Origin of the sequence: Microbacterium oleivorans, assembly GCF_001691565.1 — a bacterium.
Lineage (GTDB): Bacteria > Actinomycetota > Actinomycetes > Actinomycetales > Microbacteriaceae > Microbacterium > Microbacterium oleivorans_B.
Map to the genome: position 1 here is coordinate 1 of NZ_MAYO01000002.1, position 16,733 is coordinate 16,733.

12 protein-coding genes and 1 rRNA gene are annotated in these 16,733 nt (G+C 69.8%); 12 read left to right on the forward strand and 1 reads right to left on the reverse strand.

What is annotated here, in order from left to right; genetic code table 11:
* The 7 genes from rrf to BBA86_RS00335 form a co-directional block, all read left to right on the forward strand.
* Positions 1–92: ribosomal RNA gene (gene rrf / locus BBA86_RS00305) — 5S ribosomal RNA — on the forward strand; the annotation flags it as partial.
* 128 nt (positions 93–220) lie between these two features.
* Positions 221–1,909 (forward strand): ABC-F family ATP-binding cassette domain-containing protein, encoded by a 1,689-nt coding sequence (locus BBA86_RS00310; protein WP_065569715.1) that lies wholly within the window; start codon positions 221–223, stop codon positions 1,907–1,909.
* Between the two features lie 47 nt (positions 1,910–1,956).
* Complete coding sequence (locus BBA86_RS00315) at positions 1,957–3,078, forward strand: GuaB3 family IMP dehydrogenase-related protein (RefSeq protein ID WP_065569716.1); 1,122 nt, start codon at positions 1,957–1,959, stop codon at positions 3,076–3,078.
* Complete coding sequence (locus BBA86_RS00320) at positions 3,078–3,941, forward strand: SURF1 family protein (protein ID WP_065569717.1); 864 nt, start codon at positions 3,078–3,080, stop codon at positions 3,939–3,941. The genes BBA86_RS00315 and BBA86_RS00320 overlap by 1 nt, the downstream gene beginning before the upstream one ends.
* A 10-nt stretch (positions 3,942–3,951) precedes the next feature.
* Positions 3,952–4,470: a DUF3817 domain-containing protein gene (locus tag BBA86_RS00325; protein ID WP_065569718.1), complete on the forward strand. Its 519-nt coding sequence runs from the start codon at positions 3,952–3,954 to the stop codon at positions 4,468–4,470.
* Positions 4,467–6,047: a glutamine-hydrolyzing GMP synthase gene (gene guaA / locus BBA86_RS00330; protein WP_065569719.1), complete on the forward strand. Its 1,581-nt coding sequence runs from the start codon at positions 4,467–4,469 to the stop codon at positions 6,045–6,047. Before BBA86_RS00325 ends, guaA begins: the two co-directional genes overlap by 4 nt.
* A gap of 124 nt (positions 6,048–6,171) precedes the next feature.
* Positions 6,172–7,764, forward strand: coding sequence for a PAS domain-containing sensor histidine kinase (locus BBA86_RS00335; RefSeq protein ID WP_065569720.1), 1,593 nt, complete (start codon positions 6,172–6,174; stop codon positions 7,762–7,764).
* A gap of 247 nt (positions 7,765–8,011) precedes the next feature.
* Here BBA86_RS00335 and BBA86_RS00340 read toward each other — a convergent pair whose 3' ends face one another.
* Positions 8,012–8,908 (reverse strand): Bax inhibitor-1/YccA family protein, encoded by an 897-nt coding sequence (locus BBA86_RS00340; RefSeq protein ID WP_065569721.1) that lies wholly within the window; start codon positions 8,906–8,908, stop codon positions 8,012–8,014.
* Between the two features lie 164 nt (positions 8,909–9,072).
* On the opposite strand from BBA86_RS00340, the gene BBA86_RS00345 reads away from it, so the two are divergent.
* The 5 genes from BBA86_RS00345 (at position 9,073) to BBA86_RS00365 (ending at position 16,720) form a co-directional block, all read left to right on the forward strand.
* Complete coding sequence (locus tag BBA86_RS00345; protein WP_065569722.1) at positions 9,073–10,071, forward strand: glycerophosphodiester phosphodiesterase family protein; 999 nt, start codon at positions 9,073–9,075, stop codon at positions 10,069–10,071.
* Positions 10,072–10,161: 90 nt separating this feature from the next.
* On the forward strand, positions 10,162–11,412 hold the full coding sequence (locus tag BBA86_RS00350; RefSeq protein ID WP_065569723.1) for an MFS transporter: 1,251 nt from the start codon (positions 10,162–10,164) through the stop codon (positions 11,410–11,412).
* A gap of 31 nt (positions 11,413–11,443) precedes the next feature.
* Positions 11,444–12,376 (forward strand): ABC transporter ATP-binding protein, encoded by a 933-nt coding sequence (locus BBA86_RS00355; RefSeq protein WP_065569724.1) that lies wholly within the window; start codon positions 11,444–11,446, stop codon positions 12,374–12,376.
* Positions 12,373–13,452 carry an ABC transporter permease gene (locus BBA86_RS00360; RefSeq protein ID WP_065569725.1) on the forward strand — a complete coding sequence of 360 codons (1,080 nt, stop codon included), beginning with the start codon at positions 12,373–12,375 and terminating at the stop codon, positions 13,450–13,452. Before BBA86_RS00355 ends, BBA86_RS00360 begins: the two co-directional genes overlap by 4 nt.
* Positions 13,453–13,606: 154 nt before the next feature.
* Positions 13,607–16,720, forward strand: coding sequence for a S8 family peptidase (locus BBA86_RS00365; protein ID WP_065569726.1), 3,114 nt, complete (start codon positions 13,607–13,609; stop codon positions 16,718–16,720).
* Positions 16,721–16,733: the final 13 nt, after the last annotated feature.

A 16,733-nucleotide genomic window follows, 5' to 3' on the forward strand; every position in this document is an offset into this window, starting at 1 on the left:
CGCCCGGTTACATTCCGAACCCGGAAGCTAAGCCTCACAGCGCCGATGGTACTGCAGGGGGGACCCTGTGGGAGAGTAGGACACCGCCGGACTTCTTTCGATCGAAAGCCCCGACCAATGCTGGTCGGGGCTTTCGTCGTTAACGCTCACTTTTCCTTCCGGACACGGCTTCTCTTCGATAAGCTGGTCGGCTCCGCTCTCGGAGCGGAAGGACCACCTCGTGTCGCACATCGACGTCCAGAACGTCTCGCTATCCCTGCCCGACGGGCGCCCACTTCTCGCTGACGTCACCTTTCGTGTGCCGTCAGGCAAGACCACGGCCGTGGTCGGTCGGAACGGTGCCGGTAAGACGACGCTCCTCCGCGTCGTTCGGGGCGACGTGTCTCCTCATCAGGGTGTCGTCACGATCGACGGCGCGCTCGGGGTCATGGACCAGTTCATCGGGCACGGAGCCGAAGGCAGCACCGTGCACGATCTTCTGATCACCGTGGCGCCGACCCGCATCGCGCAGGCAGCCCGCGAGCTCGAAGACGCCGAGAACGCGGTCATCCTGGACGACACCCTCGATGCGCAGATGCGGTACGCCGGCGCAATCGCCGACTACGCGGATGCCGGGGGATACGAGTACGAGACCGTATGGGACACGTGCACGATCGCGGCGCTCGGCATCCCGTTCGAGCGTGCGAGATATCGGGATCTCGCGACCCTGTCGGGTGGCGAGCAGAAGCGTCTGGCGCTCGAAGCGCTGCTTCGCGGGACCGATGAGGTACTGCTCCTCGACGAGCCCGACAACTACCTCGACGTACCCGGCAAACGCTGGCTCGAGGAGCGTCTTCGCGAGACGCCGAAGACCGTGCTCCTCATCTCGCACGACCGGGAACTGCTCGCGCGCGCGGCGGATCGGATCGTCACGCTCGAAGCCGGACCGGCGGGGAGCACGGCGTGGGTGCACGGGGGTGGATTCGGGGGCTATCACCGCGCACGCGAGGAACGGATGTCTCGACTCGACGAGCTGCGGCGGCGGTGGGACGAACAGCACGACGCCCTCAAGAAGTTCGTGGCGGACATGAAGGTGAAAGCCGCAGCCAGCGACGAGTTCGCCTCGCGCTACCGCGCCGCTCAGACGCGCTTGCGGCGGTTCGAGGACGCCGGCCCGCCCGAGGCGCGACCGATCGAGCAGCGCCTGGATCTGAGATTGCGCGGTGCCCGCACCGGCAAGCGTGCCGTCGTCGCCGAGTCGTTGGAGCTGAGTGGTCTCATGCGTCCGTTCGACCTGGAGGTGTGGTTCGGGGATCGAGTGGCAGTCCTCGGCTCCAACGGCTCGGGGAAGTCGCACTTCCTGCGGCTGCTCGCCGCCGGTGGCACGGACCCCGACGCCCGGTTGGGTCACGTCACGGACGCGGGCGCGTCGCTCGAGCGCGTCGAGCACGCGGGGCGCGTCAGTCTCGGCGCTCGTGTCGTGCCCGGCTGGTTCGCGCAGACGCATCAGCATCCCGAGTACGCGGGGCGCTCTCTGCTCGACATCCTGCACCGCGGTGACGGCGACAGGAGCGGGATGCCGCGGGACGCAGCCAGCTCCGCCCTCGACCGGTACGGACTCGTCGCGCAGGCGGAGCAGGCGTTCGACCGGCTGTCCGGGGGGCAGCAGGCGCGGTTCCAGATCCTCCTGCTCGAGCTCTCGGGCGCAACCCTGCTGCTGCTCGACGAGCCGACGGACAACCTCGACCTGGTGTCGGCGGAAGCACTGGAAGGCGCTCTCGCGTCATTCGAGGGAACCGTCCTCGCCGTCACGCACGATCGCTGGTTCGCCCGTTCGTTCGACCGCTTCGTGGTGTTCGGCTCGGAGGGGGAGGTGTACGAGTCGCACGAGCCGGTCTGGGACGAACGACGCGTGAGCCGGGCCCGCTGACGGCGGGGGCGGCGGAGAGGGCTCGACGGTAGGCTGGGAGGGTGACCATGGAAATCGAGCTCGGCCGCGCCAAGCGTGCGCGTCGCGCGTATGCCTTCGACGACATCGCCGTGGTGCCTTCGCGCCGCACACGCAACCCCGAGGACGTCTCGACCTCGTGGTCGATCGACGCGTACAGCTTCGGCATCCCCGTGCTCGGCGCTCCGATGGACTCGGTCATGAGCCCGCGGACGGCCATCATGCTCGGCCAGCTCGGCGGACTGGGCGTCCTGGACCTCGAAGGTCTGTGGACCCGCTACGACGACCCCGAGCCGCTGCTCGCCGAGATCGCGGCGCTTCCGGCCGACGGGGCGACGCGGCGCATGCAGGAGCTCTACTCGGCGCCGATCAAGCCCGAGCTCGTCCGCGACCGGCTCGCGGAGATCCGAGCAGCCGGCGTCACCGTGGCCGGAGCACTCACGCCCCAGCGCACGCAGGAGCTCTACGAGACCGTCGTCGCGGCCGGGGTGGACCTCTTCGTCATCCGCGGCACGACGGTGTCGGCAGAGCACGTCTCGAGCGTCGACGAGCCCCTCAACCTCAAGAAGTTCATCTACGATCTCGACGTCCCCGTCATCGTCGGCGGCGCCGCGACCTACACCGCGGCGCTGCACCTCATGCGCACCGGTGCCGCGGGCGTCCTCGTGGGCTTCGGCGGAGGCGCGGCATCCACCACCCGTGCGACGCTCGGTCTGCACGCGCCGATGGCCACCGCGGTCGCCGACGTCGCCGGTGCGCGCCGCGACTACCTCGACGAGTCCGGCGGGCGCTACGTGCACGTCATCGCCGACGGCGGAGTGGGCACTTCGGGTGACATCGTGAAGGCGCTGGCCATGGGCGCGGATGCCGTCATGCTCGGTGTGGCCCTCGCCCGGGCCACGGATGCTCCGGGTCGTGGCTTCCATTGGGGGCCCGAAGCGCATCACGCGAAGCTCCCGCGCGGTCGTCGTGTCGAGGTAGGACAGGTCTCCTCCCTCGAGGAGGTGCTCTACGGGCCGGCGCCCGTCGCGGACGGCACCGCCAACCTCATCGGTGCGCTTCGCAAGTCCATGGCGACCACCGGGTACTCGGACCTCAAGGAGTTCCAGCGCGTGGAGGTCGTCGTGGCGCCCTACGCGTCGTCCCACTGATGACCAGCAGCCCAGCCGTCGACGACCTTCCCGAGGTCTTCCCGCCCACGCTGCGGGAAGTCATGGTCCGCCCGTTCTGGATCGGGATGCTGGGGCTCGCCCTGCTCGTCGCCGGGATCTTCGCGTGGCTCGGGCAATGGCAGCTGGGCAACGCGATCGATACCGATCCGCCGCCGGCGGGCATGACCGAGCAGGTCCGGCCCCTGGGTGATGTCGTCGAGCCCGGTGCCCCGCTCGCGGAGCCGTTGGTCGGTCAGCGCGTGGAGGTCAGCGGATCGTTCGTGGCGGGCGACTTCCGAGTCGTCACCTCGCGCTTCGACGACGGGGAGCCCGGCTACTGGGTTGCGGGACAGTTCCGCGTCGACCCGTCGACGGCGGGAACCGAGGGGCCGACATCCCTCGCGGTCGCCGTCGGCTTCACGTCGGACCGGGCCGCGGCCGACGCAGCGGTCACGGCTCTCAACGCCGCGCCGCCTCAGGGCGTCGACCTCACCGGACGACTCATCTCCGACGAGGGAGCGAAGGAACCACCGCGCGGTGGCGACCCCTTCGAGGTCAGCGCCATGTCGCCGGCCGCGCTCCTGTCCCAGTGGAGCGACACCGACCAGCTCGATGTCTACCGTCCCTACCTCGTGTCAGCCGAGGCGTTCGGGGGGCTTCGCGGCATCCACTCGCCCGCACCGACCGAGCTGTCCTCGGTGAACTGGCTCAACATCTTCTACGCCATCGAATGGGCGGTCTTCGCGGGCTTCGCGTTCTACATGTGGTACCGCCTCGCCCGCGACGCGTGGGAGAAGGAAGTCGAGGCGCTGGCAGGGGACGACGACCTCGACGGCGCCGAGCAGCCCTCGGCGCGCCCGTAGACTGGGAACCATGCCCGTTCAGCCCAAACTCGCCTCTTTCCCGGCGATCCGCGGCGCCCTGAAGTTCTACCAGATCGCATCGATCATCACCGGTGTGGGCCTGCTCCTGCTGGTCACCGAGATGATCCTCAAGTACACCCCCCTGCACGTCGAACTCTTCGCCGGCGGCTCCGGAGGGCTTTTCTGGTTCGCCACCACGATCCCGAGCCCCGACTGCCAGTGGTTCTCCCTGTTCGTCCCCGGTAGCAGCACGTGCGACATCGCGTCGACGGGCGACGGGGTGAACATCTCCCTCGCGATCCTCATCGTGCACGGCTGGTTCTACGTCGTGTACCTCTTCGCATGCTTCCGCGTCTGGAGCCTCATGCGATGGGGCTTCCCGCGCTTCATCGTCCTCGCGCTCGGCGGCATCGTCCCCCTCCTGTCCTTCTTCATGGAAGCGAAGGTCGCTCGCGAAGTCAGGGAGTACCTGGCCTCGCGGGAAGCCGCGGCATCCACCCCCCTCGAAACCCCCACGGAGACCCGGTGACAGAGCAGACCGAAACCTCCCAGCGCCCCGTCCTGGTCGTCGACTTCGGTGCCCAGTACGCGCAGCTGATCGCCCGCCGCGTGCGCGAGGCCGGCGTGTACAGCGAGCTGGTACCGCACACCGCGACGGCAGCGGAGATCGCCGAGAAGAACCCGGTCGGAATCATCCTCTCGGGTGGTCCCTCGTCCGTGTACGAGGAGGGCGCCCCCCAGCTCGACGCCGGCGTCTTCGACCTCGGCGTTCCGACTCTCGGCATCTGCTACGGCTTCCAGGTCATGGCCAAGACGCTCGGCGGCGAGGTCGCGAACACCGGCCTCCGCGAATACGGCGCGACGGATGCCACGATCGTCACCGACAGCGTCCTGCTCGAGGGGCAGCCGGTCGACCAGAACGTCTGGATGAGCCACGGCGACCAGGTCAGCGCGGCCCCGGCCGGATTCGAGGTCCTGGCGCGCACAGCAGCCACCCCGGTCGCCGCCTTCGCAGACGATGTCCGGAAGTTCTACGGCGTGCAGTGGCATCCCGAGGTCAAGCACTCCGACCACGGTCAGCGCGTGCTCGAGAACTTCCTGCACAAGGCGGCGGGCCTTCCGGCTGACTGGAACAGCGACAACGTGATCGCGGAGCAGGTCGAGAAGATCCGCGCCCAGGTCGGCCGCGGCCGTGTGATCTCCGCTCTCTCCGGGGGAGTCGACTCCGCTGTCTCGACCGCGCTCGTCCACAAGGCCGTCGGCGACCAGCTCACGGCGGTCTTCATCGACCACGGTCTGCTCCGCAAGGGTGAGCGCGAGCAGGTCGAGAACGACTACGTCGCCTCCACCGGCGTCCGCCTCATCACGGTCGACGCACGCGAGACCTTCCTGAACGCCCTCGCCGGCATCAGCGACCCGGAGCAGAAGCGCAAGATCATCGGACGCGAGTTCATCCGCGCTTTCGAGAAGGTGCAGTCCGACCTCATCGCGGAGGCTGCGGCCGACGGCGATCCGATCGGGTTCCTTGTGCAGGGCACTCTGTACCCCGACGTCGTCGAGTCCGGCGGCGGCGCCGGGACGGCGAACATCAAGAGCCACCACAACGTCGGCGGTCTTCCGGAGGACCTGCAGTTCGAGCTCGTCGAGCCGCTCCGCACGCTCTTCAAGGACGAGGTCCGGGCGATCGGTCGCGAGCTCGGCCTGCCCGAGGCCATCGTCGGTCGGCAGCCCTTTCCGGGGCCGGGCCTCGGCATCCGCATCGTGGGTGAGGTCACCGCTGACCGCCTCGAGATCCTGCGTGACGCCGATGCCATCGCCCGTGCCGAGCTGACCAAGGCGGGCCTCGACAGCGAGATCTGGCAGTGCCCCGTGGTGCTGCTCGCGGATGTGCGATCGGTCGGTGTCCAGGGCGACGGCCGTACCTACGGGCACCCCATCGTCCTCCGCCCCGTCTCGAGCGAAGACGCGATGACGGCGGACTGGACCCGTCTGCCGTACGACGTGCTCTCCAAGATCAGCAACCGCATCACCAACGAGGTGCGCGAGGTCAACCGGGTCGTTCTCGACGTGACGTCGAAGCCCCCCGGGACCATCGAGTGGGAGTGAGTCGCGGGGGACACCCCCGTGGCCATGCATTCCGCCTCCTCTTGACAGAGGACACGCCGCGCCGCCAGAGTGAGCGCGGGACCCAGCCCCTTTCTGCACCACCGTCTGAGGAGGGGGTGAGGCGTTGATCGAGCGTTCGCGAACGCAGCCGTACGCGCAGTTCGTGCTGGCCGCGGCCAGCCTGATCGTGGTGCTCATCCTGGGCACCATCGACAGCGAGCGCATCACCCCGCTGCTCCTCGCCGGCTTCGGCGTCATCGTCCTGAACACTGCAGTGATGACCGCCGTGTGGCTCGTGCAACCGACGCGACGCACCGAGTGGCTCGCAGCGATCCCCCTGCTGGAGATCGTGGCGTGTGTTCCCGTGAGGGATGCCGGGGTGGACGTTCTGCCTTCCGCGTCGATGCTCATCATCTTCCCCCTGGGGTGGCTCGCGTTCGCCTTCCCGCCCATCACGGCGGCGGCCGGGGTCCTGCTCACCGCGCTCGGTCCGCTCGTGCAGATCTTCGGAAGCGGCGGTTTCCGCGACCTCGGCGATGTCATGGCCGTAGCCGCGCTGCCGGTCCTGTCCGCCCTCTTCGCGGTGACGGTCGGCCTCATCTCGCGAGACCTCGCTCGGATGCGAGCGCGGATGCAGAGCGTGTCGGACGACCTCGATCAGGCGCTCCGCCTGTCTGACCGGGACGCTGCCATGCTGCGTGCCACGCTCGATGCGACCGACAACGCCGTCGCCGTCTTCGATCGCGACGGGCGTCCCATCCTCCTGAACGCCGTCGCTGCGGAGATCAGCGGTCGATCCGGGATCGACGAGGTGGACCGAGATGGGTTCGCCTCCCTCATCTGGCGGGCGGACCCGTCCATGTCGTCGGAGGCCACGTCCGCCGACTTCGTCGAGCGCGTGCGCTCGGGCGACTTCGCGGCGCCCCGCACGGTCGAGTTCGGCGGAGATCCGCGCCGCGTGATGCAGGTGATCGTGCGGCCCGTGGTCGCCGGAGGCGACGAGGTCGGCATCGTCATCGTCGGGCAGGACGTCACAGACCTCGTGAGCGCCGTCGAGGTCCGCGATCGTTTCCTGAGCACGGTCGGCCATGAGTTCCGCACACCGCTGACCGTGATCCTCGGCCACACCGACATCGCCCTCATGCACGGCTCCGCCGAGGCGGAGCGGTGGGAGGCTGTCGAGCGCTCCGCCGAGCGGCTGCTCCGCCTCGTCGAACGTCTCATCGCCGCGGGACAGACCACGCGCGACGTCGAGGCCCGCTCGGGAGCCTCGCACGTCGGACCCGTCGTGAAGCACGCCGTGACGGAGGTCGCCGGCCGTGCCAAGGAAAGAGGGATCGGCATCCGGATCGGGGCGATGCCGGAGCGCGCTGCGCGCATCGCCGTGCGCGACCTCGCGTCGATCCTCGAAGAGCTTCTGCGCAACGCGGTCGAATTCACGCCCGTCGGGCGCGGTGACGTCGAGGTCTCGGCGCAGGAGGACGGCCGCGACATCGTCGTCACGATCGCAGATCAGGGCGTCGGCATGACAGAGCAGGAGCGGGTCCTCGCATTCGAGCGCTTCTACCGGGCGCCGTACGCGCACGATGCGGCGATCCCGGGCACGGGGATCGGGCTCTCGAACGCCGCGTCCCTGGCGGAGGCGTACGGCGCGAGCGTGACCCTCGAGCCCAACACGCCGCGCGGCACCGTCGCGGTCCTCCGGCTCCCGTCCTGAGACACGCGCGCGCCGCGGGCGCGGCGCGCGTCGCGGGCGCGGCGGGCGTCGCCGAGCTGTGCGTCGCTGCGACGGCGGCGCGCGCGCGGAGCCGCGGCACGGTCGCGAGACTGCACGCGTGCGTCGAGACCGCGGCGCGGGGCGGCGGTCTCGCGCCCCACGTGCAGTCTCGCGGAGAGGGGGTGCGCGCCGGAACGACGAAGGCCGCCCGGTCGCCCGGACGGCCTTCGCGTGAGCGGAGCTGCGGTCAGTCGCTGCCTCGCAGGATCGCGATCATGCGGAGGATCTCGACGTAGAGCCAGACCACGGTGACCATGATGCCGAAGGCGCCGACCCACCCGAACTGACGGGGAGCGCCGTTGCGGGCGCCCTGCTGCACGAGGTCGAAGTCCTGCACGAGCGAGTACGCCGCCATCAGGACGACGACGATACCGATGACGAGGCCGAGCGGGATGCCGAAGATCTCCGCGCTGTAGAGGCCGAAGCGCCCGTCGATGACGCCGGTCCACATGAGCACCAGGTTCACCAGACCGAACACCAGGTATCCGCCGAGGGCGATCATGAAGATCTTGTTGGCGCGCTTGCTGACGCGCACCTTGCCGTTGGCGAACAGTGCCAGAGTGACGCCGACGACCGACAGGGTCGCGATGGTCGCCTGGATGACGATGCCGCTCCACTGCACCTCGAAGAAGGCGGAGATGCCACCGACGAAGAGGCCCTCGGCTGCGGCGTAGGCCCAGATGAGGGCCGGACGGACCTTCTTGCGCGACGTGAAGGTGATCACGAGAGCGAGAACGAAACCGACGAGGGCGCCGATGATCCACGGCATGATCGTGAGCCCGGCGGGACGGGTCGCGTCGAGCGTGCCGCCGAGGGTCCAGAACCAGCCCACGAGGGCGGTGACGAGAAGGATGCCGAACAGGCCGGCCGTCTTGAGGACGGTGTCCTCGACCGTCATGCGACCGGTGTCGGCGGACGACGCGGTCGGCGCCGCGTACATCCCTTCGAGCTGGGCGTTGGACGCCACGTCGGCGGCCTGGTGCGAGGCTGCCGCGTAGTTCGTCTGGGCTGCCGGGGGAGTCAGGCCGGGGCGCTGCTCCTGGAAGACCGGATTGTTGAAGGCAAAATTGCCGGACGCTGCCATTGTGTGTCTCACTCCAAAAGTCGACTCACAGCGCTGTGCTGTCGATCCAGCGTATCGGACGGGGAATCCGCGGGTGGGGACGGCCGCTGTGAGACGACTATGAGGGTGCTACGGCGCCGCGCATTCGAGGATTCCCGGGCCGACCCGGTGGTTAGCCTGGGCGCATGTCGCGTCGTCGCCCGCTCGTCATCGGTCACCGCGGAGCCCCGGGCTACCGCCCCGAGCACTCCCTCGCGTCGTACGAGCTGGCGCTCGACCTGGGCGTCGATGCGGTGGAACCCGACGTCGTGTTCTCGAAGGACGGTGTCGCCGTCATCCGGCACGAGAACGAGATCGGCTCGACGACCGACGTCGCGGATCACCCCGAGTTCGCGTCGCGGCGCGTCACGAAAAAGGTCGACGGGGCCGAACACACCGGGTGGTTCGTCGAGGACTTCACGTGGGACGAGCTCGCCACGCTGCGATGCCGGGAGCGGTTGCCGCTCCTGCGCGCGCGCAGCGCCGCATTCGACGCCCGGCATCCGATCATGCGGCTGCGGGATCTGCTCGACCTCGTCACCGCCGCCGGGGAGCGGGAGGGGCGGGCCATCGGCGTCGTCCTCGAGGTCAAGCACGCCACGTACTTCGGCTCACTCGGATACGACGTCGCCGGTCTCCTCGCAACCGAACTGCGCGACGCGGGCTGGAGCTCCGGCGGACGGCCGCTCGTGATCGAGTCGTTCGAGCAGCGGATTCTTCAGCGGATGCGGGACCGCGGCATCCGGGCGAGCTACATCTACCTGCTCGAAGCCGAGGGGAGCGCCGTCGATCTCGTCGCGGCGCAGGGGGCCGGCGCTCTCACGTACGCGGACCAGCTGACGGCGAGCGGGCTCGACCGCCTCGCCCGCGAGGTCGACGGGATCAGTCTCGACAAGCGCATCGTCCTCGAGGATCCGGGCATCGTGGCCGACGCCCACCGCCGCGGCCTCCACGTCTACACCTGGACCTGCCGTCCGGAGAACGCGTTCCTGTCTCCGGAGTTCCAGCGCGGTCCGGACGCGGCGTCGTTCGGCGACTGGGAGGGCGAGTGGCAGCGCGTCGTCGACGCCGGCGTCGACGGGGTCTTCGTCGACCATCCCGATCTGGGCGTCGCGTTCTTCGGACGCTCAGGCACCGACCGGTAGAATGGATGCCGGTGCGTCAGCACCCCGTGTAACTACCTGATCCGTGGAGAGTCAAGGCGGCACGACGCCTCGTCTGCACGGAGGTCACACATGCCCCTCACCGACTCGACTCCGGTGCGTCCGGCCGCACCCGACAGCCCGCTGCGCTCGCTCGCTGCGAGCGTGGGGATCGGCTACTTCGCCATCGCGCTGATCGCGCGGCTGCCGTACGCCATGATCGTCGTCGGCGTCCTCACGATGGTGGTCGATGCCCGCGGGTCGCTCGCCGTGGGCGGACTCACCTCGGCCATGGTCGGGCTCGGCACGATCGCGACCGGCCCGCTCATCGGTGCCGCCGCCGACCGATGGGGTCAGCGACCCGTCCTGCTGCTGGCCGCGGTGGTGCAGAGCGTCGTCCTCATCGCACTCGTCGCCGTCGCGTACGGCGAGGCGCCGGAGGGGCTGCTCCTGCTCGTGTCCGCGCTGGCCGGGGCGACCGCGCCGCAGGTGTCGCCGATGTCGCGTGCGCGTCTGGTCGGCGCCATCGGGCGTATGCGCGTGGACACCTCCGCTCGCGGACGGCTGCAGGAGTCGACGATGGGGTACGAGTCCGGCGTGGACGAGATCGTCTTCGTCTTCGGGCCCGTTCTCGTCGGCGTGATCGCGATCGCCGCGACGCCGGCCGCTCCGGTCCTCGCCGCGGCGGCGCTCACCATCGTCTTCGTCACCACCTTCGCGCTCCATCCGACGGCGCGCACTGCAGGCCACGCATCCGACGCGGGCGAGCGCGAACCGGCGCGTCGGATCGCGCGTCCCGGCATCCTGCTCGCCGCGGGCGGCACCTTCGCCACCGGCCTCTTCTTCGGCGCGATGCTGACCTCGCTCACCGCCTTCGCGAAGGAGGGCGGCTTCCCGGAGCAGACCGCCATCCTCTACGGGATCATGGGGATCGGGTCGGCGATCCTCGCCATGAGCGTCGGGCTGCTGCCGAGGCGGTTCGCCCTGCCGTGGCGGTGGATCGCGTTCACGGCCGTTCTGCTCGTCGGGGCGGTCCTCGCCGCGGGCGCCACCGGGGCGATCTCGATGGGATGGGCGCTCGCCCTCGCGGGCTGCGGGATCGGTCCGACCCTCGCGACGCTCTACGCGCTCGCGGCCGCGCGCTCACCGCGGGGCCGGGAAGCGACGGTCATGGCGGTCCTCGGCTCGTCCGTGGTCGTCGGCCAGGCGCTCGCGAGCATGGTCGTGGGCTCGCTCGCCGAGTCCGCAGGGGCGGGAATCGCCCTGTGGGCGCCCGTCGTGTCGGTGGCGCTCCTGCTGCTGTTCGGGCTCGCCAACCTCCGGGTGCGTCGACCCGTTCATTGACGGATCACGGCCACCCCCTAGGGTGAGCCGTATGACTACTGCCGGCATCGTCGCCGAGGGGGTGCGACGGTCCTTCGGGGACGTCCACGCCGTCCGCGGCGTCACCTTCCAGGCGCCCGAAGGCGCGGTCACAGGACTCGTGGGCCCCAACGGTGCGGGGAAGACGACGCTCCTGCTCATGCTGGCTTCGCTCCTCGCGCCCGACGCCGGAACGATCCGCATCGGCGGCGTCGACCCCATCGCCGAGCCGGCCGCGGCCCGCGCGAAGCTGGGGTGGATGCCCGACAGCCTCGGCGCGTGGCCGTCCCTCTCGGCGCGGGAGACGATCGCCGTCACCGGTCGCCTGAGCGGGCTGAGCAGGGATGCCGCAGCCGCCCGCGCGGCGGAATTGCTCACGACCGTGGGGCTCGAGACGCTCGGCGACGCGCCGGCGCGCGTCCTCTCGCGCGGGCAGAAGCAGCGGCTCGGGCTCGCGCGGGCCCTCGTCCACGACCCCCGCGTCCTCCTGCTCGACGAACCGGCATCCGGACTGGACCCGCAGGCGCGGATCGATCTCCGCCTGCTGCTCAGGGCGCTCGCCGCCGAGGGACGCACTGTGCTCGTCTCCAGCCACATCCTCTCCGAGCTCGAAGAGGTCGTCGACGACGCGGTGTTCATGGTGCAAGGCGAGACGGTCAGCTCCGAACGGGTCGCCGAAGCCGCCGGGCGCGCCCGCACGTGGCGGGTACGCCTCGCCGACCGGGATGCCGTCGCGGCCGCGCTCCCCGTCGCCCAGACCCTGGGACTCGACGTCGCGACGGTCCCGGTCGACCGGCGCGACGTCCTCCTCAGCTTCGAAGGGGAGACCGCTGCGGCCGCAGGACTCGCGGCCCTCGTCGCCGCGGGCCTGCCGGTCGCGGAGTTCTCGGCAGCCAGCGGCATCCTCGAACACACCTTCCTCGACCTCGAAGGAGGTGCGCGATGAACGCCTCGCGCCTGTGGACCATCGCCCGCCTCGACCTGACCCAGCGCATCCGCACCGTCTCCTGGTACGTGATGCTCGGTGTCTTCGCGCTCGTCCTCGTCGCCACGACCGCGCTGTCGTTCCTGTCCTTCTCGAGCCAGGAGGACTCCGGCTCAGGTGTCTATTCGGTCGTGGTCCTCATCACCCTCCTGCTGGTGGTGCTCGTCTCACCGACTCTCAGCGGCAACTCGATCAACGGGGACCGGGATGCCGCGACCCTCGCCTCGCTGCAGGTCACCCAGGCGACGACGACCGAGATCGTCCTCGGCAAGTTCCTCGCGGCGTGGCTCACGGGGCTGACCTTCGCCGCCGTGGCGGTGCCGTTCCTGTTCGTCGCGACCTTCGGCGGCGGCGTGCGGCCGATCACGGTCGTGGTCTCGACCGTGGTCCTCATCGTCGAGACCGGTGTGGTCGCGGCCCTCGGAACAGCGATCAGCGGGGTGCTTGCCCGACCGCTCTTCTCCGTCGCGGCGACGTACCTCGTCGTCGCGGCGCTGACCCTCGGCACGCCCATCGCGTTCGCCCTGATCGGCACGGGCATCACGTCCGAGCGGGTCGAGCACTACCAGTCGGCCGTCTACGACGAGGTCACCGGGGCTCCCGAGTGCAAGGACGGCACGACGGCATGCATCGACAACCCCGCGGAGCAAGTGTGCCGCGACGACGACCAGACCAGCACGTACTCGGTGCCGCGCTTCGACTACGTGTGGTGGATCCTCGCGGCGAACCCGTTCGTCATCCTCGCCGATGCGACGCCGAGCGGCTTCGACGCGCAGGGGTACCCGGAGGACCTCTTCGGGCAGACCCGGTACGCCCTGCGGCAGGCCCAGATCGCCCCGGACCTCGAGGTGTTCTACAGCGAGTGCGACACGACGCCGTCTGGTCCGAGCCCGCAGGAAGTGCTCGATTCGACCGTGCCCAGCTGGTTCGTCGGTTTGGGCGGTCAGGTGCTTCTCGCCGGCTTGCTGATGTGGTGGGCGATCGTTCGAACCGCGACGCCCGCGCGACGACTGCCCCCGGGGACGCGCATCGCCTGAACGGCGCGTGAGGATCCTCTCATCTGCGCACATTCCTCTTGGGGGATCGTCAGGGGGTGCATAGCCTCCTATCAGCCTCGGCTGCGGCATCCGTCACGGACGGCCCGCGACAGCCTCGCCGAGCGCTCTTCCCAGAAGGAAAGGCGGTCCCCCCTTGCACCGACGCATCCTGGCGGTTGCGGGCGTCCTCGCGCTCTCGCTGCCCACGACCGCGGCTCTGGCCGCAACGCCCGACGACGACCCCACGGCTCGCTTCGACCGAACCGTCTCGACCGGCGCGCTCGACAGTGACGTCTCCGCCGCCGCGATCGACCCCGACCGGCAGGTTTCGGTCGTCCTCGAGATGGAGGGCGACCCCGTCGCCGTCGTCGAGGCGGAGGAGGGGCGTTCCCTCAGCAAGAACGAGCGCACCACGGTGAAGAAAGACCTCAAAGCGGCGCAGGACAAGATCCGCTCCGGCATCACCCAGCGAGGCGGCAAGATCCGCGCGCAGATGCAGTCCGCGTACAACGGCATCCAGGCGACGATCCCCGCCGCCCAGCTCGACGACGTCGCCGCGCTCCCCGGTGTCGTCGCCGTCCACCCCGTCGTTCGGCACGAGCTCGACAATGCTGTCTCCGTGCCTTTCCTCGGCGTCCCCCAGGTGTGGGAGAGCACCGGTTACACCGGTCAGAACGTCAAGGTCGCGATCATCGACACCGGCATCGACTACACCCATGCCGGATTCGGCGGCCCGGGCACGGTCGAGGCGTACGAGGCTGCCGCCGCGGCATCCGATCAGCCTGCCGACCCTGCCCTCTTCGGGCCGAAGGCTCCCCGTGTCAAGGGCGGCATCGACCTGGTCGGCGACGACTACGACCCGTCCGGTACCGGCGACGCCCTCATTCCGAAGCCCGACGCGAACCCCCTCGATTGCGAGGGCCACGGATCGCACGTCGCCGGCACGACCGGTGGCTCGGGTGTCCGAGCGGATGGAACCACCTACACCGGCCCGTACGACGAGTCGACACCGTCCGCCGACTTCCGCGTGGGCCCCGGCGTCGCGCCCGAGGCCGACCTGTACGCCGTGCGTGTGTTCGGCTGCGACGGCTCCACCGAGATGACCATCCAGGCCATCGACTGGGCCGTCGACAACGGCATGGACGTCATCAACATGTCACTGGGCTCATCGTTCGGCACGGGCGACGACCCGAGTGCCGTCGCTGCGGCGAATGCCGTCGGAGCCGGTGTCGTCGTCGTGGCGTCGGCCGGTAACTCCGGCCCGAGCCCGTACCTCACCGGTTCGCCCGGTAGCGGCGACGGCGTCATCGCGGTCTCCGCGATCGACAGCACGGCCTCGTTCCCCGGCGCCGTCCTCACAGTGGGCGGCAAGACCGTCGAAGCGATCAACGCCAACGGCGCCTCGCTCGACGGCCTGGGCGAGCTGACCGTCGTGCGTCTCACCGACGACCCGGCGACCACGGCGAATGAGGCGCTGGGATGCGCGGCATCCGACTACACCCGTGTCGGAGTCACCCCCGGCGGCAACCAGATCGCAGTCGCGGAACGTGGCACCTGCGCCCGCGCCGCCAAGGCGATCTTCGCTCAGCAGGCCGGTGCGGCTGCAGCGGTCATGGTCAACTCGACCAACGACCTGCCGCCATACGAAGGCGCCATCACGGAGAACCCCGACGACGGCACGCCCTACGAGGTCACGATCCCGTTCTTCGGCGTCCGCTCGTCATCGGGTGCGGCATTCGTCAACGGCGCAGCCGTGACGGTCGCCGCGAAGGAGATCGCGAACCCCGCCTTCCGCGGGTACGCCTCGTTCAGCTCGTCGGGACCGCGTAGCGGTGACAGCTCGATCAGCCCCGACGTCGCCGCCCCGGGCGTCTCGATCTCGTCCGTCGCGGTCGGGACCGGAAGCGATTCGGCCGTCCTGTCGGGCACGTCGATGGCCGCACCCCACGTTGCCGGCGTCGCCGCTCTCACGGTGCAGGCGCACCCGACCTGGGACACCGAGCAGATCTCCGCCGCACTCGTCTCGACGGCGGACCCGGAGGCGGTCGCGGGCGTCGACCCGACGCGCGGCGGCGTCGGCCTCGTCGACACCGCGCAGGCGGTCGCCACCACGGTCACCGCGACCGGTGACGTCTTCCGCACCGACAGCGGTCGGATGCGCGAGAGCGCGTTGAGCTTCGGATTCGACGAGTCCACCGGCAAGCTCGACAGCACGAAGACGGTCACCGTCCGCAACGACGGCAAGAAGTCCGTGACGTTCCGCGTCTCGACCGCTCCGTCGGCGCAGTCGCTGAAGGCCAAGGTCACGACGAACACCAAGACGGTCACCGTCCGCCCCGGGCGGACTGCGACCTTCCGGGTGTCGGTCTCGATCGCCGCCTCGTCGATCCCGAGCTCGCTCTCGGCCGACGACCAGTTCTCGTTCTTCGAGGTCTCGGGCAACGTCATCCTGACCTCCGACGACTCGACGCTGCGGGTTCCCTACCTCCTCGTTCCGCGTTCGAACAGCGACGTGACGGTCAAGGGGGCGCTCAGCTCCCGCGGCCGTGTCACCGACGGCGACCGGAAGCTCGAACTGAGCAACCGCAAGGGCGCTCTGGACGCGGCGGCGGACGTCTACACGTGGGGCCTGTCCGACAAGAAGGATGCCCCGAAGACCCTCACCGACACCGGATACGACCTTCGCGCCGCCGGCGTGCAGTCCTTCGCGACGACCGAGGGCGACCCGCTGGCCGTCTTCGCCGTCAACACCTGGTCGCGGTGGTCGAACGCAGCCTCCAACGAGTTCGATGTCGTGATCGACTCCGACCGGGACGGCAACCCCGACTGGGTCGTCTTCTCCTACGACTCGGGTGTGGTCCGCTCCGGGTCGGTCGACGGCGTCGCCGAGGTCTTCGTGCAGAACGTGAAGACCAAGGAACTCATCCCGAGCGGATTCCTCGCCCAGGCGCCCACCGACAGCAGCACCATCCTGCTGCCGGTGAACCTCGCCGATCTCGGCATCACGGGGGCGTTCGACTACACCGTGCAGTCGTTCAGCGGCACGACCGACGGAAGCGACGCCTTCGACGGAACGGCCACGTACGACCCGAGCAAGCCCGCGTTCGGCAACGGCCAGTACGAGGTCGTGCCGAGGGGTGGGAAGACCTCGGTGACGGTGCGGACGAACGCGGGAGCGTACGCCGCGCAGAAGCCGCTCGGTGCGATGGTCGTCGTCGTCGACAACGAGTCGGGAGCCGACGAGGCGCTGCTGGTCAAGACGAAGTAGCAGCCGCAGAAGA